The 21145-nt window shown below is 47.3% G+C and carries 28 protein-coding genes; 21 read left to right on the top strand and 7 right to left on the bottom strand.

Annotation, left to right across the window (positions count from 1 at the left end; translation table 11 throughout):
- Window positions 1-60: 60 nt before the first annotated feature.
- Window positions 61-753 carry a hypothetical protein gene (locus KNO72_RS09660; RefSeq protein ID WP_214758003.1) on the bottom strand — a complete coding sequence of 231 codons (693 nt, stop codon included), beginning with the start codon at window positions 751-753 and terminating at the stop codon, window positions 61-63.
- 94 nt (window positions 754-847) lie between these two features.
- On the opposite strand from KNO72_RS09660, the gene KNO72_RS09665 reads away from it, so the two are divergent.
- The 12 genes from KNO72_RS09665 (at window position 848) to KNO72_RS09720 (ending at window position 10280) form a co-directional block, all read left to right on the top strand.
- Entirely contained in the window at window positions 848-1768 is a 921-nt protein-coding gene (locus tag KNO72_RS09665) for an AAA family ATPase (protein ID WP_012727616.1), read from the top strand.
- Between the two features lie 2 nt (window positions 1769-1770).
- Entirely contained in the window at window positions 1771-2823 is a 1053-nt protein-coding gene (locus KNO72_RS09670) for a DUF58 domain-containing protein (protein WP_214758005.1), read from the top strand.
- A 62-nt stretch (window positions 2824-2885) separates the two neighbouring features.
- Window positions 2886-3425 carry a ribonuclease FAU-1 family protein gene (locus KNO72_RS09675; RefSeq protein ID WP_078147841.1) on the top strand — a complete coding sequence of 180 codons (540 nt, stop codon included), beginning with the start codon at window positions 2886-2888 and terminating at the stop codon, window positions 3423-3425.
- A 49-nt stretch (window positions 3426-3474) separates the two neighbouring features.
- On the top strand, window positions 3475-4605 hold the full coding sequence (locus KNO72_RS09680; protein WP_214758007.1) for a tetratricopeptide repeat protein: 1131 nt from the start codon (window positions 3475-3477) through the stop codon (window positions 4603-4605).
- 11 nt (window positions 4606-4616) lie between these two features.
- The gene (locus tag KNO72_RS09685; RefSeq protein ID WP_214758009.1) at window positions 4617-5048 is read left to right on the top strand and encodes a GNAT family N-acetyltransferase; all 432 of its coding nucleotides are present in this window, start codon (window positions 4617-4619) and stop codon (window positions 5046-5048) included.
- 131 nt (window positions 5049-5179) lie between these two features.
- Window positions 5180-5623, top strand: a complete 444-nt coding sequence (locus KNO72_RS09690) for a MarR family winged helix-turn-helix transcriptional regulator (RefSeq protein WP_031421914.1) — start codon at window positions 5180-5182, stop codon at window positions 5621-5623.
- Between the two features lie 27 nt (window positions 5624-5650).
- Window positions 5651-6643 carry a ring-cleaving dioxygenase gene (locus tag KNO72_RS09695; protein ID WP_041917956.1) on the top strand — a complete coding sequence of 331 codons (993 nt, stop codon included), beginning with the start codon at window positions 5651-5653 and terminating at the stop codon, window positions 6641-6643.
- Complete coding sequence (locus KNO72_RS09700; protein WP_031421917.1) at window positions 6640-7269, top strand: NADPH-dependent FMN reductase; 630 nt, start codon at window positions 6640-6642, stop codon at window positions 7267-7269. The genes KNO72_RS09695 and KNO72_RS09700 overlap by 4 nt, the downstream gene beginning before the upstream one ends.
- Before the next feature lie 90 nt (window positions 7270-7359).
- A complete protein-coding gene (locus KNO72_RS09705) occupies window positions 7360-7839 on the top strand; it encodes a hypothetical protein (RefSeq protein WP_074035407.1) in 480 nt (159 codons plus the stop codon).
- 40 nt (window positions 7840-7879) lie between these two features.
- Window positions 7880-8947 (top strand): saccharopine dehydrogenase family protein, encoded by a 1068-nt coding sequence (locus tag KNO72_RS09710; protein WP_214687679.1) that lies wholly within the window; start codon window positions 7880-7882, stop codon window positions 8945-8947.
- Window positions 8944-9441 carry an NUDIX hydrolase gene (locus KNO72_RS09715; protein ID WP_214685224.1) on the top strand — a complete coding sequence of 166 codons (498 nt, stop codon included), beginning with the start codon at window positions 8944-8946 and terminating at the stop codon, window positions 9439-9441. The genes KNO72_RS09710 and KNO72_RS09715 overlap by 4 nt, the downstream gene beginning before the upstream one ends.
- Window positions 9442-9485: 44 nt before the next feature.
- The gene (locus KNO72_RS09720; protein WP_078147835.1) at window positions 9486-10280 is read left to right on the top strand and encodes a GNAT family N-acetyltransferase; all 795 of its coding nucleotides are present in this window, start codon (window positions 9486-9488) and stop codon (window positions 10278-10280) included.
- Window positions 10281-10315: 35 nt separating this feature from the next.
- Here the strand turns inward: KNO72_RS09720 and KNO72_RS09725 are convergent, their stop codons facing one another.
- Window positions 10316-11101: an SDR family oxidoreductase gene (locus KNO72_RS09725; RefSeq protein ID WP_078147834.1), complete on the bottom strand. Its 786-nt coding sequence runs from the start codon at window positions 11099-11101 to the stop codon at window positions 10316-10318.
- A 73-nt stretch (window positions 11102-11174) separates the two neighbouring features.
- Complete coding sequence (locus tag KNO72_RS09730) at window positions 11175-11489, bottom strand: hypothetical protein (protein ID WP_078147833.1); 315 nt, start codon at window positions 11487-11489, stop codon at window positions 11175-11177.
- A 142-nt stretch (window positions 11490-11631) separates the two neighbouring features.
- Here KNO72_RS09730 and KNO72_RS09735 point away from each other — a divergent pair, with 142 nt between their 5' ends.
- The 3 genes from KNO72_RS09735 to KNO72_RS09745 are packed head-to-tail and all read left to right on the top strand — an operon-like array spanning window position 11632 to window position 13595.
- Window positions 11632-11940 (top strand): hypothetical protein, encoded by a 309-nt coding sequence (locus KNO72_RS09735; protein WP_078147832.1) that lies wholly within the window; start codon window positions 11632-11634, stop codon window positions 11938-11940.
- A 54-nt stretch (window positions 11941-11994) separates the two neighbouring features.
- Window positions 11995-13008, top strand: a complete 1014-nt coding sequence (locus KNO72_RS09740) for a S66 family peptidase (RefSeq protein WP_371815840.1) — start codon at window positions 11995-11997, stop codon at window positions 13006-13008.
- Window positions 13005-13595 carry an NUDIX hydrolase gene (locus tag KNO72_RS09745; RefSeq protein ID WP_214758011.1) on the top strand — a complete coding sequence of 197 codons (591 nt, stop codon included), beginning with the start codon at window positions 13005-13007 and terminating at the stop codon, window positions 13593-13595. Before KNO72_RS09740 ends, KNO72_RS09745 begins: the two co-directional genes overlap by 4 nt.
- On the opposite strand, the gene KNO72_RS09750 is transcribed toward KNO72_RS09745, so the two are convergent.
- The gene (locus KNO72_RS09750) at window positions 13584-14048 is read right to left on the bottom strand and encodes a GNAT family N-acetyltransferase (RefSeq protein ID WP_214758013.1); all 465 of its coding nucleotides are present in this window, start codon (window positions 14046-14048) and stop codon (window positions 13584-13586) included. The genes KNO72_RS09745 and KNO72_RS09750 overlap by 12 nt on opposite strands.
- Before the next feature lie 51 nt (window positions 14049-14099).
- Here KNO72_RS09750 and KNO72_RS09755 point away from each other — a divergent pair, with 51 nt between their 5' ends.
- Entirely contained in the window at window positions 14100-14888 is a 789-nt protein-coding gene (locus KNO72_RS09755; RefSeq protein ID WP_214758015.1) for a GNAT family N-acetyltransferase, read from the top strand.
- A 348-nt stretch (window positions 14889-15236) separates the two neighbouring features.
- Window positions 15237-16220: a M23 family metallopeptidase gene (locus KNO72_RS09760; RefSeq protein WP_078147828.1), complete on the top strand. Its 984-nt coding sequence runs from the start codon at window positions 15237-15239 to the stop codon at window positions 16218-16220.
- A gap of 44 nt (window positions 16221-16264) precedes the next feature.
- Here KNO72_RS09760 and KNO72_RS09765 read toward each other — a convergent pair whose 3' ends face one another.
- Entirely contained in the window at window positions 16265-16810 is a 546-nt protein-coding gene (locus KNO72_RS09765) for a TraR/DksA C4-type zinc finger protein (RefSeq protein ID WP_078147954.1), read from the bottom strand.
- Window positions 16811-16962: 152 nt separating this feature from the next.
- Here KNO72_RS09765 and KNO72_RS09770 point away from each other — a divergent pair, with 152 nt between their 5' ends.
- Genes KNO72_RS09770 through KNO72_RS09785 form a run of 4 tightly spaced genes read left to right on the top strand, consistent with a single transcriptional unit; the run spans window position 16963 to window position 18618 of the window.
- Window positions 16963-17487, top strand: a complete 525-nt coding sequence (locus KNO72_RS09770) for a GrpB family protein (RefSeq protein ID WP_214685232.1) — start codon at window positions 16963-16965, stop codon at window positions 17485-17487.
- A gap of 57 nt (window positions 17488-17544) precedes the next feature.
- Window positions 17545-17841, top strand: a complete 297-nt coding sequence (locus KNO72_RS09775; RefSeq protein ID WP_214758017.1) for a hypothetical protein — start codon at window positions 17545-17547, stop codon at window positions 17839-17841.
- Between the two features lie 2 nt (window positions 17842-17843).
- Window positions 17844-18317, top strand: a complete 474-nt coding sequence (locus KNO72_RS09780; protein WP_214758019.1) for a GNAT family N-acetyltransferase — start codon at window positions 17844-17846, stop codon at window positions 18315-18317.
- 4 nt (window positions 18318-18321) lie between these two features.
- On the top strand, window positions 18322-18618 hold the full coding sequence (locus KNO72_RS09785; RefSeq protein ID WP_214758021.1) for a hypothetical protein: 297 nt from the start codon (window positions 18322-18324) through the stop codon (window positions 18616-18618).
- Between the two features lie 45 nt (window positions 18619-18663).
- On the opposite strand, the gene KNO72_RS09790 is transcribed toward KNO72_RS09785, so the two are convergent.
- Both KNO72_RS09790 and KNO72_RS09795 read right to left on the bottom strand, forming a co-directional pair.
- Window positions 18664-19521, bottom strand: coding sequence for a pirin family protein (locus KNO72_RS09790; RefSeq protein ID WP_214758023.1), 858 nt, complete (start codon window positions 19519-19521; stop codon window positions 18664-18666).
- Between the two features lie 105 nt (window positions 19522-19626).
- The gene (locus tag KNO72_RS09795) at window positions 19627-20892 is read right to left on the bottom strand and encodes a hypothetical protein (protein WP_078147823.1); all 1266 of its coding nucleotides are present in this window, start codon (window positions 20890-20892) and stop codon (window positions 19627-19629) included.
- Window positions 20893-21145: the final 253 nt, after the last annotated feature.

The following is a 21145-nucleotide window of genomic DNA, read 5'->3' on the forward strand; positions in this document are numbered from 1 at the left end:
TAACTGACATTTTCCACCATTTTATCATTCATGATGAAAAAGCAGAACCTGTGCACATTCTCACTCGGGGTGAGGACGTGTCGCGTAGGTATCGAGTGTTCTCTTGAAGTGAAGTGTATCTTCTTCAGAAATCGTCACACCTGAAGAGGTGCCGTAGCGAACCGCATGATAAACGGACGGGTTCATCGGTAAATCGATGCGTTGGAACCACTCTTGCAATGTCTCATGAGCACGCAATCGCTTGGCTGGTACGAGAGATTGGTTAAATGTGATCAGCGCATCGCGAATCGGGACGTTCGTGAACGCTGTGAGCGTCGAAACGGACGAAGCGTTCTTGTTTTGTAGCGATTCTACAAGCGGGTCTATGCTTGAATCAACATGATCTCGTGCGCGCGCCAAACGTTGCTTTCGCTTTCGATAGACATAAAAACCGAGCAAACAGAATGCAATCAAAGCGACCAATAAACCGAGATTTCGTCGTGTGGACTCTCCAGAGCCCGTAAATCTCTCAAGAAGTTTTATTTTTCCTTTTCGAGGATCTAATTCATACGGATAATCTGCTTTAGATTCATCTATTAAAAGCTTACTGTCTTCATCTGATTTGAAATTCGTAGGAGGACTATTATTTTCCTCGACCGGTATCGTTTCCGGGTTATAGAGCCATTCGAATATCCCGGTCGCAACCACCATCATTGTAAAGGTGACGAGAAGTGTGGCGGCAATTATGAGAAAAAACTTGTTCGTCCAGCGCAAGAAGTTACCTCCTTTTTGAATGTTCAGACTATTTGTTGTTTATCTTACCATAAAAAGGTAAAGTTTGATTAAGACAAAAAATGGAGGTCGTCATATGGGCATGGAGCAGGTCATCAAACAGTTGAACGAAGTGTATTTAGGAAAAGAGGATGTCGTACGCCTCTGTTGTACGGCGTTACTCGCGGAAGGACATATTCTATTAGAAGATGTGCCAGGCACGGGAAAAACGTTACTTGCCAAAACAATTGCGGCTAGCTTCGACGGGGTGTTTTCCCGGATTCAATTCACGGCCGACTTGTTACCGTCTGATGTGATCGGAGCAGACTATTTCAACATGCAGACGCAGACGTTCGATCATCGCCAAGGACCAATCTTTGCGAACATCGTCTTGATTGATGAAATCAACCGAGCGGTTCCACGAACGCAGTCCGCCTTGCTTGAGGCGATGGAAGAACGACAAGTTTCCATCGGGGGAGAGACATATCCGATGCCGAAACCATTTTTCGTCATCGCGACGCAAAACCCGATTGAATCAGCGGGGACGTTCCCCTTACCGGATGCCCAACTCGATCGCTTCTTGATTTCGATTCCGGTCGGTTACCCTGATGTTGCGGAAGAGAGAGAACTCCTCTTACAAGTCATGCGCCAAACACGGAAAACCGTAGAGGCGGTTGCGACGTTAGACGAGTTACGCCGTGCTCAGGAGGAAGTGAAGCAAGTATCGATTCAAGATGATGTCCTCGATTATTTACTCGGGCTCGTTCACGCGACCCGGGAACATGCATCCGTCGAGGTCGGTGTCAGTCCACGTGGAGCCATCGCGCTCATGCGAGCGTCTCAAAGTTACGCCTATCTGAATGATCGGTTGTACGTCATTCCGGAAGATGTGAAAGCCGTGGCACCTTATGTATTGTCCCATCGTTTGACGTTGACGCTTGAAGGAGGCATCAAATCGACGAAACAGGACATTATCCGTTACATCTTAGACACCGTCTCTGTGCCGGTAGAGGGCTGAAGATGACCTTCTCGACACATAACGCCCTACAGAAACAATGGATTCCGGTTTATGGATTCGCTGGGGTGATTCTCGTATTCGTACCGTACATGGAGATTGTCGGATATGCGCTTTGTTTACTTACGGGCATCGTTTGGTTCTTTGAACGGACACGGAAACAGTTGGAACAAGCTCTTCGGCTTCACGTACATAGCCACGAATCCCTTCTCTTTGTCGGGGATGAGACGGAGGTACAACTGATTTTAGATGGAAGTGAAGTCATCGAACGACTCGGGCTTCCCGTTCGCGTTCGCTTGAAAACCAATACAGCGCTCAGCTTTCCAGACCACGACCGGTCCCCGAACAGTCTGGATTTGACGTTACGGACAGATCAGGCTCGTCACGTGCTTCGTGTGCAGGCTGAATTCCGGGGACCGGCTTATATCGAAGAGTGCGTACTTGCTGTGACGCTCCCGTTTCATCTCGGGACGTATCTTCTTGAGTGCCCGATCGAGAAACGATGGACGGTGTTGCCGTCCATCACGTTACATCCTCCGGTCGGCACGAAACGATTGGCACTCGGTGACCGTCCTTTGACCGCATCACCTTTACGGAATCCACTTCAGGTTCTAGGTTCGAAGCCTTACGAAGGGGAACCGGTCAAAGAGATCGACTGGGTCGCGACGGCGAAACTTGGACGAGTCCAATCGAAAGTCTTTCAAAAGACGTCGCTCGACACGTTCACATTCGCAGTCGATTTGAGTGGGCCGTCCGGCTACACGTTGCATCACGACTTCGAGTCGATCATTAGCCAAGTCGCGTATGTGACGACCCGACTCTTAAAAGAGGAGTGTAAAGTCGAACTGTTCATCAACCGCTTCAATGGTGAAGGAAAGATGGAGCATATCTCCCTTCAGGAAGGGGAACGGGGGACACGTATCATCCTCATGTTGCTGGCCGACCTTCATCCTGGGAACCGCTTCATCTCGACAGACGCGTTCGTCCGAATGGTTGAACGGAAACGTTTGAAACAAAGCCATCTCGTCTGGTTCAATCAGCATAATTTGTACGACTAACAAGGAACTTTCCTTCTTCTGGCGAACTGTATCATACAGAGATGACCAAAGGGGAGATCTATATGGCAAAACGAAAGTATGCGAATCGACGAGACTGGGAACGGATTTTAAAGAACCGCTACGCGCAAATTCGTGTTCAGACGGAACAATTTTCAGGGGTGGTTGCCTTATTCCAAATCGATGAGGTTCGGGCACCACTATATAAAAAACATAAAGGGGAAGAATTTATTGTGGCGGATGCCGGGTTTGCTTGGCTCCAATATTTCCCGGAAAATGAACCGTTCGGTGTGACGGTCATGTTCAACCCTGACGGTGAAATCGTGCAATGGTATATCGACCTCGTCGACCGAATCGGCGAAGAAAATGGCATTCCGTACATGGATGACTTGTTGCTCGATATTCTTGTATTTCCAAATGGCGATATCGTCAAAAAGGATGAGGATGAGTTCAAGGCGGCGGCTGAAAGCGGCGAATTGACGCCTGAACAGGTCGAACGTGGATGGCGTGAGTTCGAAGCGACGCTCGAACGGATCGAACGTGGAGACTTCATCTACTTTGATTTGGCAAAAGGACATTACGAACAGTTAAAACAAAAGCTATGAGCGAATTCACTCTCTCTGCTACAGTAAGAGCGTAGGAGGGGGAGTTTTTATGAAAAAAATTGAAATCGAGACGTGGGCACGACGTAAGCACTTCGAGTTTTTCAAAGCGTTTGATGCGCCACATTTCAACGTGACGGCAAACGTAGATGTCACGAACCTATATACATATGCCAAGGAGAGCAATCAATCGTTCTTCAAACTCTTTTTATACGGTGCGGTGAGAGCGGCGAACGCGATTCCGGAATTGCGCTATCGGATCCGTGGTGAAGAGGTCGTCGAACACGAGGTGGTCCACCCTTCGTTCACAGTCATGTTAGACGAGGATGTCTTCAACTTTTGTGCGGCTATGTTTTATGAAGATTTACCGACATTCTTACAGGAAGTGACGACGCGGATGGAGCAAGCTGGCGATGAAGTCGTGGTCGGGGACGAAGAGCCCGACGACTTACTGTATATCACGAGCGTCCCGTGGGTCACATTCACGAGTATCATGCATCCGACGCATCAGCAACAACATGACAGCGTGCCGCGCATCGCTTGGGGCAAGTTCGAACGCCAAGGCGAGCGTCTGGTTATGCCGTTATCCGTCCAAGCCCATCATGCACTCGTCGATGGAGTACATATCGGAAAGTATTACGAAACATTGCAAGCTTGGTTAGACGAAGATTTTGCGAAGAAGGTGACCGACGTGCCAGAAGACCATGACTTTGATCGAGCCGTCCGTCTCCGTGAGGAGGGACAACTCGAGCAGGCGAAGCAACTGTTCCTGTCGCTCTTGCGGAAAGATGAAAAGAATCCGAGGCTACATGCGTACTGTGCGTGGTGCTATGACTCGCTCGGTGAAGAACGTCAAGCGGTCCCGCATTATGAACGGGCCATCCGACTCGGGTTGACGGGGGAAGAGTTGGCGGAATCATATCTCGGACTCGGCAGTACGTATCGGGCACTCGGACGATACACGGAAGCGGAACAGTTATTTGAAGAGGCAATCGAGCAATTCCCGAATCACGGGGCGCTCAAGGTATTTCAAGCGATGACCCATTACAACGTCGGTCGCCATGAAGAAGCGACGGGAACGTTACTTGAACTGCTTGCAAGTCCGAAACCGGACGAGAGCATCGCGCGGTACCGGCGTGCCATCGCATTTTATGCAAGAAACTTAAATGAGACATATGACTAAAGGAAAATGACATGATTTCACTACGTCCGATCGATGCACAAAATTGGTATACATGCTGTCAATTGGCATTAAGTGACCAACAACAGTCGTATATGGAGCCGAATGCGATTTCGTTACTTCAAGCGATGTACGAACCGACGCTACGCCCGCACGCAATTTATGAGGAAGAGACGATGGTCGGTTTCCTCATGTACAACACAGAGCCAGAAGAGTTAGATGCGCTATGGATTTATCGCATCATGATCGACCATGCTCATCAAGGCAAAGGGATTGGTCGACAAGCGACAGAGCTGATGCTTGAAGAAATCGGCGAGGGGAAACCGATTGTCGTTGGCTATCACCCCGAGAACGAGGCAGCGCATCACTTATATGAAAGCCTAGGGTTTGTTGATGAAGGCCATCGATTCGGTCGCGAAATGGCTGTGATTCGGCGAGGAGAATGAGATGGGAACAACCCGTCTCATTTTTTTGAATCAAATCGATTGACGGAAGAATTGTCACATGATATATTTATCTCGAATTAAAGATATTTGAATTTAAGTTAATGGCTCTCTTGGACAAAGGAGGGAGACAGATGGAACCATCTGATGCATTAAAAACAATTACTGTGCTGTTACGTGCCTCTCAGTCGTTACAAGACCTGGTGAAGCAGGAAGTGGCGTCTTACGGATTGAACGCGACCGAGTTCGCCGTACTCGAGTTTTTATATCATAAAGGAGATCAACCGATTCAAGTCATCGGGAAGAAAATTCTCCTCTCGAGCGGAAGTATGACGTACGTCGTGGACCGGTTAGAAGAAAAAGGGTATCTCATTCGTAAGGCTTGTCCGAGCGATCGTCGCATCACATACGCGGCGCTGACGGATGACGGAGAACGCTTGATGCAAGATATTTTCCCTAAGCATACGGAGCATATGAACGCCGTGTTTGAAGGGATGCAATTAAACGAAACGATTGAACAGTTGAAACAAATAGGAAAGCGGGCAGAAGCCGCAAAAAATTTTAATCATGTATCTTGAAATCAAGATATAAAAGGAGAGAGAATGATGAATCATGTTAAAGGAATTCACCACGTCACAGCAATCACGAGTAGTGCCGAAAAAAACTACGATTTCTTCACTCACGTGTTAGGCATGCGTTTGGTGAAAAAAACGGTCAACCAGGACGACATTCAAACGTATCACTTATTCTTTGCGGACGATAAAGGAAACGCAGGGACAGATATGACCTTCTTCGACTTCCCAGGTATCCCGAAAGGTAAGCACGGAACGAATGAAATCGCGAAAACGTCGTTCCGCGTACCGACAGATGAAGCGTTGACGTATTGGGTCCGTCGCTTCGACCGTCTCGGCGTCGAGCACGAAGGGATTCAAGAACAGTTCGGGAAGAAGACGCTCTCGTTCATCGACTTTGATGAGCAGGCGTATCAACTCATCTCGGATGAGTTCAACGAAGGCATCGCGTCGGGCGAGCCGTGGAAGAACGGTCCAATCCCGCTTGAATACGCGATTACGGGACTCGGTCCAATCTTTATTCGCATCGCAGATATCACATATTTCAAACAAGTGATGGAGCAAGTGATGCTGTTTAAAGAGATCGGGCGAGAAGGTGATGTGTATCTCTTTGAAGGAGGTGAAGGTGGAAACGGAGCGCAAGTGATCGTCATTCACGACGAGACATCTCCACAAGCGCGTCAAGGGTTCGGTACCGTGCACCATGTCGCATTCCGTGTCGAAGACCGTAGCGTCCTCGATGAATGGACAGCACGTCTCCAACAGTTCGGTTTGCCGACTTCTGGCTACGTCGATCGCTTCTTCTTTGAATCATCCTATGCACGTGTCGCGCCGCAAATTTTGTTCGAATGGGCGACAGATGGACCTGGATTCATGGGAGACGAGCCGTACGAGACGGTCGGTGAGAAGTTGTCACTCCCGCCGTTCCTCGAAGCGAAACGTTCGCAAATCGAGGCGATGGTACGACCAATCGATACGGTCAGAAGCACGAAAACATTTGAGAAAGAATATGAGGGCATGAAATGAGTTTCTTAAATCGCTTGTTTGGAAAATCAGATGCATCACAACATAACCAAGGAGGAACTACTATGTTAAACATCGGAATCGTACTCGGATCAACTCGTGAAGGTCGCGTCAGTCCACAAGTCGGGGAATGGGTGAAAGAACTCGCCGACAAACGTGGCGATGCCAACTATGAAGTCATCGACATCGCAGACTACAACTTGCCACTTCTCGGCGAAGCGGGTCAGGACGCATCTGGCGTTGCAGCCTGGTCGGAGAAAATTGCGCAAATGGACGGATTCATCTTCATCGTCCAAGAATATAACCATTCCATCTCAGCATCTCTTAAAAACGCACTCGACTACTTACGCGTCGAATGGAACAACAAAGCAGCCGGAATCGTCTCTTACGGTTCTGTTGGTGGAGCACGGGCAACAGAACATTTACGGGGCATTTTGAGTGAATTGTCAATCGCTCACGTACGTGTCCATCCTGCACTCTCACTCTTCACGGACTTCGAGAACGGTACGCATTTCGCTCCGAAAGAAGTTCAAGCACAATCGGTAAACGATATGCTCGACCAACTCCTTCCATGGACGGAAGCGATGCAATCGGTCCGTACGAAAGCCGGAGAAGTTGCAAACAATTAACAAATCGCGAAGCCAGCCTGAATTTAGGCTGGTTTTTGTGCGTTTTCAGAACAGGTCGTGTAAAGTTGGAAGGGATTAGGGGGAGTGCAGATGTGGAATCGTAAAATCGTCACAGCATCCATCGCTTCGCCCGTCTATGCGATTCTGTTAGCGTGTGGGGTCACTATGATGGGTCTACGAGAAAATGGAGGGATGAGTGGCGTACTGAATGGCTTCCTTTTGATGACGGTTGCCTATGTAGCGGTCAGTTTTCCGATCATGTTGACCTACGGTGTCGTGACCTCATGGTGCAGTGACTGGTTGGCGAATCGACTCAGTTCGAAACGATTCAGGTGGTTCACTTCGTTTGTTTTACATATACTATTCGGACTCGTCTTGTCATGGCTCAGTCTTCTCGCAGCGACCTTGTTTTACTTGGTGGATCGTCTACTACAGCATCGGGGAGACATAACAAAACTACAAACAGTGAAAAGTCTGCTCATCCCAATCGGATATTTGCTTATTGTAACGGGAAGTGTGTATATCATCGATGTCATCCAAGATCTTTTCGTTCGATTCAACTTCTTTTAGGGAAACGAACAAGGATACATTAACATAAGGAGGGGTAAAAATGAGATGGATGATTTATGGGGCGAATGGCTATACGGGTGAGCTGATTGCACGACAAGCCGCTCGTGACGGAATGCGTCCGGTTCTTGCCGGACGAAACGCAAGAGCGATTCATCGCCTAGGAGATGAACTGGGTTGCGAAACATCGATTTTCGCATTGAGTCGTGAAGCCGCAATCGAGGCGCTTCACGATGTAGATTTAGTCCTTCATTGTGCAGGTCCTTTCACGGATACGAGCCAAGTGATGATCGAGGCATGTCTAGAGACAGGTACGCATTACTTAGATATTACCGGGGAAATCGAAGTGTTCGAATATGTCCATTCTAAACAGCAAGCGGCTCAAGCCAAAGAACGTGGTGTGATTTTATGCTCGGGTGTCGGATTTGATGTCATTCCGACCGACTGTGTCGCGCGGAAATTAAAAGAGTTGATACCGGATGCGACAACACTCGCTCTTGGCTTTTCGGCGGCAGCCGGCATCTCACCAGGAACCATGAAGACGGCCGTTCGTGGACTAGGGTCGAGTAGTGTGGAACGTGTGAACGGCAAATTATCATCATTTCCAATTGGGGCAAAGCGGAGAACGATTGATTTTGGTCGCGGAAGCCGTACCGCCATTGCGATTCCGTGGGGAGACGTTTCGACCGCCTACTACACGACGGACATTCCAAATATTACGACTTGGGTTCCTGTACCGACAGCGGCCGCCTATGCTGCTCGCGCTTTGTCATGGTTCAGCCCGATTCTCGGAAAAGAGGCCGTGCAGGAACGCTTGCTCCGTTATGTCGACGAAAACGTATCGGGACCAGACGAGGCTGTACGTGAAAAATCATCGACGTACGTATGGGGCGAAGCAACGAATGAGGAAGGACGAAAAGTAGTCGTCCGTATTCAAACGGCAAGTACGTATGCCTTCACTGTTTACGGGGCGCTCGCCGTCGTCAAGCGGTTGCTCGGTTCGGGTGGGATGCTTGCCGGAAGCTTTACACCAGCCATGCTATTCGGATCTCACTTTATCGAAGAGATTCAAGGTTCCTCTTCGTTCGTGATTGATGAGATTCGTCCATGAATCGAGAAGTATGGGATTTACTCGACGAAAACCGGCAACCGCTCGGTCGAACGCACTTTCGTGGGGATGAATTAGAGCCGCATACGTTTCACACGGTCATCGAAGTGTTCACGTTCGATCCAGATGGGAGATTATTGCTGTCGAAGCGTCATCCGGATAAGACGTATCCGCTTCTGTGGGAAGGGACGGGCGGCTCGATTTTGGCTGGGGAAACGAGTCGACAAGGTGCGGTCCGTGAGCTAAGAGAAGAGTTAGGACTATATGTATTGCCTGAGCAACTCCGGTTCGTGACAACGATTGAGCGGGGCACATATTTCTTGGATATGTATTGTCTCGTGTGCGAGAAACCGATTGACCTCGAACAACTATTACTGCAAGTAGATGAAGTCGTCGATGTGACATTACAAGAGTGGGAGACGGTCCTTGAGTGTGTAGAACTCGTCCCTTCAGTCCGGGAACGGCTGATTCAATACGGTCATCTCATTCGACCGTGAACATGTGCTACACTCAACATAGAATATATAAGGGAGGGAACAGCGTGAATCGTTTAGAATTGGCAAGGCGTATCGAACGCATCAAAGCAGAGGGGACGTCTGCTTACATTCGATATCGTAAACAAACCCCTCCCTATGAAGGTGCGGAACTACACGTAGAAGGAAAAGGGCACGTGTTCAAAATGGGAAATATGAGTTTTGCGGTCGGATTCGGATTGAATCGGCCGACAAGCTTTTACGACCTGCATCAAATGGAAAAATGGGTGCGTGGGAAGAACGTATCACGTTTACATATTGAAGTTTGCCCATTAGCGGAAGATTCCTTGCTCCGCTTATTGCAAGAACGTAACTACACGCTCGATCATTTTTTGGACGTATGGACGTTGGATTTGACACAGCATGCCTCCACATCTGTACCGACCCAGGTCGAAAAAGTGAAGGATGAGACACTCCATGAGTGGGCATACGCCATTGCGGCTGGATTCGCCGAGTCGGGCACAATCCTTCAAGAGACGGTCGATACAGCCAAAGGCTTTTACGCACTACCGAGTAATCATGCTTATCTCGTGCGAGAAGAGGATGCTGTCGTAGCGGGTGGGATTTTAGCCACGCAAGACGGGATTGGAGAATTGTTTCTGACGAGCACCGTTCCGACGTATCGGCAAAAAGGGTACCAGACACAACTTATTTTGGAACGAATTGCCGAAGCGAAAGCACTTGGATGCAATCTGTTGACGGTCACGACGAAGGTCGATTCGGCATCCGGTCGCAACATGGAGCGGCTTGGGTTTCAGCCGTTCTATCAAAAAGCGGTCATGAAAAGTCCAATCCTTAAATAAGCAGGTCGCCTCGGGTGAGGTGACCTGCTTTTCGATTACAAGAGCGATTCAGCCCCATCGACGTATACTTCAGAGCCCGTGACGTGGCTCGACATGTTGCTCGCGAAAAATAAGACGACATCGGCGACTTGTTTCGCGGAGCCCGATTTTCCGGCAAGCGGTTGATTCCCAAGTGGATATTCGATTGGAATGACAATTTCTTCGAGCAACGCATCGTCTCGATTGGTCGAATCGTCAATATTCGTATCGATGGCCCCGGGACAGATAGAATTGACACGAATCCCGAATTGAGCGAGTTCCGCAGCAGCCATTTTCGCAAAGCCGGTTTGACCTGCTTTTGTCGTCGCGTAGCCACTGAATCCGAAATTTTTAAAATAGCGGTTCCCGTTGATCGATGAAGTGATAATGATACTCCCGCCATTCTCTTTCAAATGAGGAATAGCATGTTTGACGGTCAAAAAGGTTCCAGTGAGGTTCGTCTCCACCACGCCATTCCAATCATCCAATGATAAATGTTCAATCGGTGTGATGGTCCCGTTTCGACCGGCGTTCGCGAAGACGATATCGAGTTGACCAAATCGTTCCATTGTCCGTTCGTAGGCCTCTTTCATTGCGGATTCATCCGACACATCTGCACTGATGCCGATAGCGCGTTCTTCCCCGACAAGGCTTGCGAGACGCATCGCATCTTCTTCATTCAAATCGACAATGGCGACTTTTGCTCCGGCTTGAACGAAGCGGATGACCGCGGCACGTCCGATTCCGGAGGCTGCCCCGGTCACAAACGCTACTTTTCCAGATAGTAATTTATTTGAAATCAATCCGATCACTCCTTTTTATGATTCTGTTCTCATATTCCACAGTTCTGGAAAAGTTACGCTTCATTTCAAAAAATCATGGAGCGGTGACTTCGATGGTGCGTGCGATGTTCAAGTTCGAATCCGTCGGGATGACCTCGATTGTCACCAGTTGGCCGCTCTGTAACCCTTGTACGCTATTGACGATGCCGGTGACTTCGGTTTGGTCATTGATTAAGATGACACGCAATGTGACTTCTTTAGAGGATTCGGTAGATTCAATCAATATTTGGGGGATATCGATTCGTTCAATCTGTCCTTCGACCATATTGTCATTCCACGTGCTCATCCAATAAACGGCGACTAAAAAAAGACCGAGAAAGATTAAGGCAAAGGTTAATCGTGAACGCATGCACACCTCACTCCTTTGTTGTCCCGTTTCGCATCTTGTCTAATTTACCTTTACCCGGAAATTCTCTCATTACTTGAAAAAATAGTAGGAATCACAAGAAAAATGGGGAATAGAAAGGAAAACGAAAAGGTGAGGTGTGGGCATGTGGATGATGGTTAGTGCGCTAGGATTGGTTGCTTGTGTATGGATCGGGTTCGGTTGGTTCACCATTGGTAATGCAAAGCGACGGGTATGGGGAGGTCTTTTTTCACTCAGTATGACTTGCCTGTTCGCACCGCTCTTCCTCGTGAAACTGGGAGAACAGTATGGATTTGTAGGGATTCAAGTAGGGTTGACCGCTTTATTTGGTGTACTCGCAGGTGCATTTTTCTTTGTGGCACTCGGATGGACAGGACGCCCGGCGAAAGTTCGAAAAGTGAGAACGTTATCGGAAGACCCTGATTTATTTTGAAGCATGACTTACCACTCCTACGGTATAATGCGGTCATAATGATGTTACGAGGGAGTGGGGATCACAATTAAACCGCCAAAGTTGCAAGTGGGGGATACGATAGGGATCATTACGCCTTCTTTTCCGGCACCTGTTCAGTTTGAGGGGCGTTACCAACGTGGGGTTGAACAGCTCAAGCGGATGGGATTCAAGGTGAAAGAGGGCACGTGTACATATAAAACAGAAGGATATCGGTCCTCGTCCATTCGGGATCGTGCTGACGAATTGAACGCATTTTTACATGATCCTGAAGTGAAAGCGATCATCAGTACAATTGGTGGAACAAATTCGAACTCGGTGTTACCATATATCGATTATGAACAACTCCGACGTCATCCTAAAATCATCATGGGATATAGTGATGTCACGGCAATCTTGATGGCCTGTTATGCCAAAACGGACGTCGTCACATTTTACGGTCCGGCAATCGTCCCCTCATTCGGTGAATACGGAGGGATGTTCGAGACGGGGGAGCAATATGTCAAAGACATCCTCTGTTTAGAACGAACGGCTCCGTTTCAGTTACATATCCCTGATGAATGGACGGAAGAGATGCTCGATTGGTCGACGCAACAACGTATCAAGACGTTCCAACCGAATGAAGGATGGATTTCTCTGAAGGATGGAAAGGCAAAAGGAACGTTGATTGGCGGGAATCTGAACACGATGTCTGGGTTCTTCAAGTCGGATTATTATCCCGATTTGAAAGGTGCGATTCTATTCCTAGAAGACTCGTTTAAGACGATGGCTGAAGAAGAACGTTCGCTTAGTATGCTGAAGCTGGCGGGTGTGTTTGATGAGATTTCGGGTCTGATTATCGGGAAGCATGAGCATTTTCAAGATCAATCAGCTCCCTTCTCATTCAACGACTTGTTGCTTGAAATCATCGGAGAAAAAGATTTTCCGATTTTGACGAATGTCGATATCGGTCACACGTTTCCATCACACGTTTTCCCGATTGGCATTCAAGTTGAGTTAGATACGACGAATGGGATTATCCGATTTTTAGAAGATGGGGTGTCGGAATGAAGGAGCACCTCACTATTTTTGACGAGAATTACCGGAAAATAGGGGAGAAGGAGCGAAATCAAGTTCATCTTGACGGGGATTGGCATGAGACGTTCCACTGCTGGTTCTGGAAAGAAGACCTCATTTATCTTCAGCGAAGAAGCATGGAGAAACAGGATTTCCCCGGGAAATATGATATTACGGCAGCGGGACACCTCGCAACAGATGAGACATTAGCGAATGGCGTTCGTGAAATTGAAGAAGAGCTCGGACTGTCATTGACGTTCGAACAGCTCACCTTTATGGGAATCTTTGAAGACGTGATTGAACTGGACGAGTTTCTTGATCGCGAGTTTGCACATACGTACGGCTACGTCTATCAAGATGAAACACTTCGGTTTGACGACCAGGAAGTGATGGATGTCGTAGCTGTTCAAAGAAATGAACTGATGTCGATCACAGCAGGACGCATGTGCACGATTGAGGGACGCTCACTGATGACGAATCATCTTGTTCAAATCACGCAAGCCGATTTAGTTCCGCATCGTCTGACTTACTGGCAAAACATATTTGAGAGTTTGACACGAATGGATGCTTTAAATCGTTAAGGAAAGAATACGCTGTTCGCCGATCGGTCCACCGATTCGACGTCCAGTATCGCTCCACCCAACGTTCGTATAAAGGGAGAAAGCGGCTTCGTTTTTCAGATTGACCGACAGGACGATTTCACGAATATGAGGGAAATGTTGCTTTACGAACTGCGGAAGTGCTTGGAGTGCCGCTTTAGCGTAGCCTTTCCCTTGGTCCTCATAGTTAATAGCAAAGGCGGAGAAGAGCAAAGCATTCGACTCGGTCGTATAGGAAATGACGCGTTCGTTGTCATGGAGTAAGAACATCCCGACTGGTTTCGATGCGACGATGACAATCGGATGAACGCCATCAGGTAATGGATCATCCATGTCTTTGGGCAGGGTCGTATACTTTTCTTGGTCCGTCGGTAGTGCGAACGTATCGAGAATCGATTGATGCGTCCTATTTCGATATTCGAGCGTGATTTTCATAAGAAGTCTCCTTCGAGCATTATTGATTTTTATTCAGAAAAGGGGAATTATATGTCGACACAGTTTACATACCGTCAAAATCCACCAATACAAGATTTATACCGTGCGTTTATGAGCGGTTTTTCTGATTATATTATTCCGTTTCAATTTGATGAGCAGACTTTCGAAGATGTTTTTCTTGTTCGTGATCAAAATCAGCCGTCCCGTTCCATTGTAGCCTATGATGGTGAAGAACCTGTCGGTGTCGTGTTAACCGGGATTGCACATCTTGATTCAGGATGGCAGACACGTTGTGGTGGGCTTGCTGTCGCCCCACATGTCCGAAAAGCAGGAGTCGCGACCGAATTGATGAAACGATTTGAAGAGGCGGCAGTAGGCACTCGTTTACTCGAAGTCATTCAAGGCAATGATGCGGCAGTGTCTCTCTATGAACGACTAGGTTACGAAACGACTCGAGAAATTCTCTACTTCCAAGCGGTGTCATTAGAAACGAACGCAGACATGACGTATGAACCGATTCAAACGTTATTTGATGAGTTGTATCCGGCGGCGAGTCACGTTCCGATTTGGCAACGCGATGTGCGCGTGACCCAACAAGCTGCTGAGTTAGTGAAAGTCGTAGAAGGGAATCGAATAGGATTTTTGTTATACCGCGATCACGTCTTGCTCGATGTTTTTGGACAAGCAGAAGAAGCGGAATGGCTATTGCGGGCGGCCGCGAGCCGATCGCCACTTCATGTCACGTTGACATCAGACCGTCCTGAATGGGTCGAAGCGGCACGACGATTGGGATTTGTCCAAGACGAGATTGCCCAATTTGAAATGGTGAAGGACGCTTGATGAAGCGGTTGTTGGTCATCTGTATCATTGCGCTGATTAGTGGAAATACCGCGACCCTGATTGCGCTGACAACAAATCTTTCACCCGACCTGTCGCGAGGTATACTAGTAGTTAGTGTGAGTGTAACACTCCTTTCCATCGGTGGTATCGTCTGGGTGGGATACTATACAAAAAAACGCTAGTGAAATCCTTGTGAAGTGACACTTGAAAATATCACATCATGCTGTCATGTATGACATGAAAATGAAAAACTTCATATATTGAATTTTTTAACCCCCAGTGGTATATTCGCACATGTAGCTTTTTTGAAGCTCATGAATGTATTAATTTGGAGGGTTTATTATATATATGTGGAAACAACTCATCATGACAGCGGGTGTTGGTGTTCTCTTATTCCAAGGACAAATCGCATCTGCCGACAACATGTCCCCGCAAGACCTCGTTCAAACGGAAAAGTCATTGCAACAAACGGAGCAGCAGGTTAAAGATACGAAACAATCCATTCACGCCATTCAAACGAAGTTGAAGCAAGTCGACCATAAGGCGGAGGCATTGCGAGATAAAATTGAAGGAACTTCTAAAGAATTAGAAGAAGTGGAGGAGTCACTCATTCCTGCAGAACAGTCGCTCTTCGCAAAAGTCGTTTCTTCGGTGTTGCCGAGTGCGAAAGCGGAAGCCGCTGAAGCGGAAGAAGCACATCAAGAGCTTGTTGAAAAGAAAAACCAAGCAAATGAAGCATTGGAGCAACTGAAAGAAGAACAAGAGCAAATTGAAGCGACACGTCAAGACGTGAAAGCGTCATATGACGAAAAGTCGAAACAATATAAGAAACAAACGAATCAGTTGAGTGATTTAAAGAAACGGTATGAAGCGATGGCACCCGATCGGTTTTTAATGCCGGCGGAAGGTCGCCTCTCTCAAGGGTTCGGTTCGGCGAGTGGACAGTTCGGATACACATTCCATAATGGTCTCGATATTGCTGCCAAAACAGGTACACCTGTATACGCCGCGGAAGCTGGAAAAGTGACAAAAGTCAGCTCCAGTGGACCTTATGGAAACCACATACAAATCGAACACAACGTAGACGGTCAAAAATGGACGACCGTGTATGCACACTTGCACAAAGTGGATGTCAAGACAGGTCAGTCAGTACGCCAAGGCGAACCGATCGGTCAAATCGGAAACACGGGCAACTCGTCAGGTCCGCACTTACACTTTGAGATTTATAAAGGGGACTACAATTTCTCGGCTAGTTCAGCTGGGAATGCCGTCGACCCGATGAAACTGGCGGAGCGCCTCGGTGGTGCTTCTCCGGTAAAAGCCACGTTTTAAGCAGACAGATGCCCTGAGCCTCTCGAATGAGGTCAGGGCATCTTTTACTGTTCGCGCGTCGGATCGTGGTTGCCTTCGCTGTCGGCAATCGTATCTGAGCTTCCGTAGTCTTCTACTTGGGAGAAGGCGTCCGTTTTTTGACCAGGTTGATCCGTTCCGTCTAACTCTTTGCGTCGAGCTGTCTCATTAGGGTTCAACACGTCTTCTTCAACCGGTCGATCGACTTCATGCGCGTGTTCTTCCTCTTCTTGTGCCCGGGCGTGTTCGATGCAAAGGGTGGCTTCTGGAATGACTTCCAGACGGTCTAGTTCAATGTCTTTCCCACACACCTCACATTGTCCATATGTCCCATTCTGAATGGCTAATAGCGCCTTATCGACGTCACTCAAGAACTCTTCATCGAGCTCATTAAGGGCTTGGTCTCGCTCTCGTAAAAAGAGCTCTTCGCCCGAGTCGGCAGGGTGGTTGTCGTAATGAGAGAGCTCTCCTTCATCATATGTCTCTTCCCGATTATCCATGTATCCTTCGGTTTTTGCTTTTTCTTTCAATAATCGTTTTTTAAACGTTTCGATTTGTTCTTCAGTCAACATATCCATTCACTCTCCAGTTCTCAAGTCATTAATATAAGGTTTCCCATTTTATTTGTGTACAAACCATTTGAAGTGGAATCCCTCATGTCGAGCGATGTTTAGAAAGGGTATGATGAGAATAAAGAGTTCTTTTAAAAAAGGAGGAACGAATCATGAGAAAAGTCGAAGTAGTGAAATACAATCCAGAATGGAATCAAAAGTTTGAAGAAGAGGCTGGTAAATTGAGTCGGTTATTCGAAGAGGAGCTTGTCGCGATCCATCATATTGGAAGTACATCGGTCGAAGGATTGGCTGCAAAACCAATCATCGACATGATGCCGGTCGTACGGGACATCGAACGAGTCGATGACTACACGGAGCGGATGGAGGCACTCGGGTACCGTGGACTTGGTGAATATGGGATTCCGAAGCGTCGCTATTTCCGTAAAGGAGAAGAAGAACGGACGGTTCACGTGCATGTGTTTGAAGAAGGGAATCCGGATGTCATAAGACACCTTGCCTTTCGGGATTACTTGCGAGCTTATCCTGACGTTCGCGATGCGTATGGTGAGCTGAAGCTTCAACTTGCGGCACAGCACCCAGAAGACATGGAAGGATACATTCAAGGAAAGCATGACTGGGTCATCGAGACGGAACGGTTGGCGACGAAGTGGTATAAAGAAAATCAAGACGTGTGAAACCTTTTTATGGAAATGGTCGTATAATACATCAAACCTTGAAGGGGGAGATGTCGTGTGAAACGATTTCTCGGGAAATGTGTGGAATATGCTTTGGCCGCACTTGTTTTCGTCGGTCTGTTCTTTGTCCTCCGCGCGATTGCCGGAGACTCGGACAAAGGGTACATGTTGACATTGCTCGGTACATTTTTTCTCGTCTTACCTAGTTCGCTCTTGATTGGTTACTTTTCGGCCCGTCCGCTTCAACGTCGCCTAAATGGGAAAGGAACGGAGGCTTCGAGTGAGCATACGTTGCGCGGAACTGAAAAACCGCACGGTGTAAACGAAGATCGAAACCATTCAAACTATACCTGATGATGGAGATCACATTTATCCCTACGATTGATGCCCGTCTCATCGCACGGTTGAATCGTTCCATCCATGAGCATCACGTCCATATGAATCCGGCTTTTTTTGCGGAGTATGAGGAAGAGAAGATATACGAAGCCTTTTCGACACTGATTGGAAGACCCGGCCATCACTATATGGTGATGCAGCTTGAAGCAACTCCAATCGGTTACATATGGTTCGAAGAGAAAGTGGGTGAAGCAAACGCATTTCGTCAAGCTGTTCGCGTGGTGTATGTTCATCACATCAGTATCGACCCCATGTATCGACGGAACGGTTACGGTCGACGTGTGATGGAATGGATGGAGCAATGGGCGCTTGACCACCAATTCAAATCGATTGAACTAGATTACTGGATGAGCAATACGGATGCCGCCTCGTTTTATGGCGAAATTGGGTTCACCCCAAAACGTCAGATTGTTATGAAAAAATTGGAGGAATAACATGATGGAATTACTCACAATTGGATTAGGAATTCTCGGAGTACTATCGTTAGGTTGGTTCTTTTATAGTTACTGGCTCGGATATAAGGGTGGCAATATCGTCATGACCCTCGATGAGCACTATACAAAACTAGAGGAGTACGTACCTGCTATCTTGTCGAAACTATACGAAGATGGAAAGAGCGCTCACTACCTTGGCGACCGCAAGTTTGAAGTGGAGGGCAAGCGTTACGTTCTCGTCGAACGGACTGTCCCGATCGGTCATGTTCCAACACAGCAGACGGTATTGCAACCAGATTGATCATAATCAGAAAAGGGAGCTCTCTAATCGAGAGACTCCCTTTATTTATTTGACGGCTGGGGGACCGAACACACCACTATGATAGTCGCGGAAGGCTTGGCGGATCTCTTCTTCCGTGTTCATCACGAATGGACCATGTGCAATATAGTCTTCGCGAATCGGTTTTCCGGAATAGATGAGCACCCGTGTACGCGTCGTGGCCTTCAGTTGAAGTGTGCTCATCGCTTCAGATGTTTCATCGAACGTCAGTGTCGCCACATCGGTTTTACTGAGCGGGATTTTGGAAGATCCAACTTCAATTGAACCAGCGAGTACATACAAAAAACTGTTATGATTCGCAGGCAAGATGTGTTCGTATTCACTGTCTTCCTTCAGCGTTATTTCTGTCATCGTGATGGGGACGAGACTGTCCATCGGTCCCTTTACACCCGCGATTTCGCCGGAATAGACACGAAGTTGCCCCCCGTCGAAAGGAACGACAGGGGCGTCCTCGACGTATACGTTTTGATAGGAGGTCGTTGTCGTTTTTAACGACTTCGGCAAATTCAACCAAAGCTGAAGCGTATGAATCAAATCATCGTCGACCGCTTCTTCGGCGTGTCGAGCGGCCCATCCGGCATTCATATACTGAACATCACCGGCGTCCAAAATCGAATGTCCTCCATGATTATCAATATGTTCTAGACGACCATCGATGACATACGTGATGGTTTGGAACCCACGATGGGGATGGTCCGAAAAGGTCCCACGCTTGAACCAGTCTTCTGCCATCAGAATAAATGGATCGAACTCCTCTTTTTGTTCTGGAGGTAACACCCAGCCCTGTTGCACATGGGGATACCCGTTTTGTCGATAGGAGACGCGCCAATGATGGTTCACGTCACGTATAAATGGATTTGCCACAAAGATTCACTCCTTTCTCTTCCTATCTTCCCAAAAAATATGTCTCATCGTACTATATTTGCTTCATGAATATGCAAAAAGACAGACGCATTCGCATCTGTCAGATTAAGTGTTTTGTTCAAACAGGTTATACCACTTGATGGCATCCTCACGTAGTAGCTTAAAATGGGCGCCTGTCTCTGAATTGGTCACGTACACATCTGCACCATCATAGCTAACATCAAACGTTTGGGCGCATATCCCTTGAAATAGGGTCACATAAGGTGTGGAAGCGGTCTTGCCTGCATAGGCGGTCGCGTTAGCTCGTTTGATGGCGCCAAAAATAAATTCCATTTCATCTTGACCGACATGTTGTAGGAAGGAGGCATCTTTTGATTCCGTTCCAAGGAGTGCCAAGTCATGAAAAATGACATGACGTTGACTACTTAATTTGTCGTGAATTTGTTCACTCAATTCTTTTCCATACAACAACTTGGGTTCATGATACGTCAAGGAGACGTTCTGACGATGGGCCGTTCCGTTTTTCATGAACGTAAAACTGTAGAGTGGATACTCATGACCCGGTACAAGAACCGAAGGGAGTTGCGGAGCTGTTTTGGCTCCGAACATTTGTGAAATATGCGCTTCTTTCGGTCGCAATACTTCTTGATAGTCATTTTGATCTCGGCTCGTATAAATCGCGTATTGTAACACCTCATCAGACTTTTCTGTCCCGAGCCCGAGTGACAAATAGGGATGCCTTGTTGATTCGACAGGAATGACGAGGCGGTCTTTGGCTTCGGACGATGTAAAGGTCAGTTCAAATTCACCACTGAAAGGCATCGTGATATGGAAAAGTGTATGCTCGATCCCTTTTCTTTCTGGATAGGGCTCATTACCTATCGGCTTTTTCATCTCTTGTGCGAAATGCTCATATTCATGGGGCTCAGCAAATCGGAATTTCGGAACATCCGGATAAGGTTCAGCCGTATATTGAACATCGTTTAAACTTTCAGGAAGCGTGTTAATTTCGGTGGCATATGTGACGGAATCGAGTTGACATTGGACATATGATTTATCTTCGACAGTGAAAAAAGTTGCGGTTGGAAAAGAAGATTCGGTGGCGGCATTAGTCAACGGTTGGTTCAATGTGACCGTCCCGAGCCAATGTCTTTCACCACTTGGAATTCTTTGAATCGCGTTGTCAGGCTGACATAACTCGATAATCGCTGCACGATCCGATTCGGGCATTTCAATTTGTTGTCCGTTTGGTAACAGGGCACGTCCTTGATAATATTCAGGAGCGGGTTGGAGTCGGAGTGCGCGTTCTTCCTCGCATCCGAATAAGAAAAACAGGATGACGAGGGTACTGAAAATCAGGTACTTTTTCACATCGGTACTCTCCTTCGATGAATCACTTTCACCATTCTAGCACCAATTTTTTGTGACTTTAGTCTTAGGAAAATTAATTTGTTATTTCGAAAAAAAATCAAAAAAACCGTCCAACTTGAACTGGACGGGGGATAAAACCATTTATGACTTATTTTAACTTTTTAACTTTTTTCGTATGTCGATTTTTGACGAAAAAACGTTGATATTATGAGACATTGAAAAAAGTCGATTATTCTTCTAAATTATCACTTTA

The sequence above is a fragment of the Exiguobacterium sp. s123 genome (assembly GCF_018617075.1).
GTDB classification, from domain to species: Bacteria; Bacillota; Bacilli; order Exiguobacteriales; family Exiguobacteriaceae; genus Exiguobacterium; species Exiguobacterium profundum.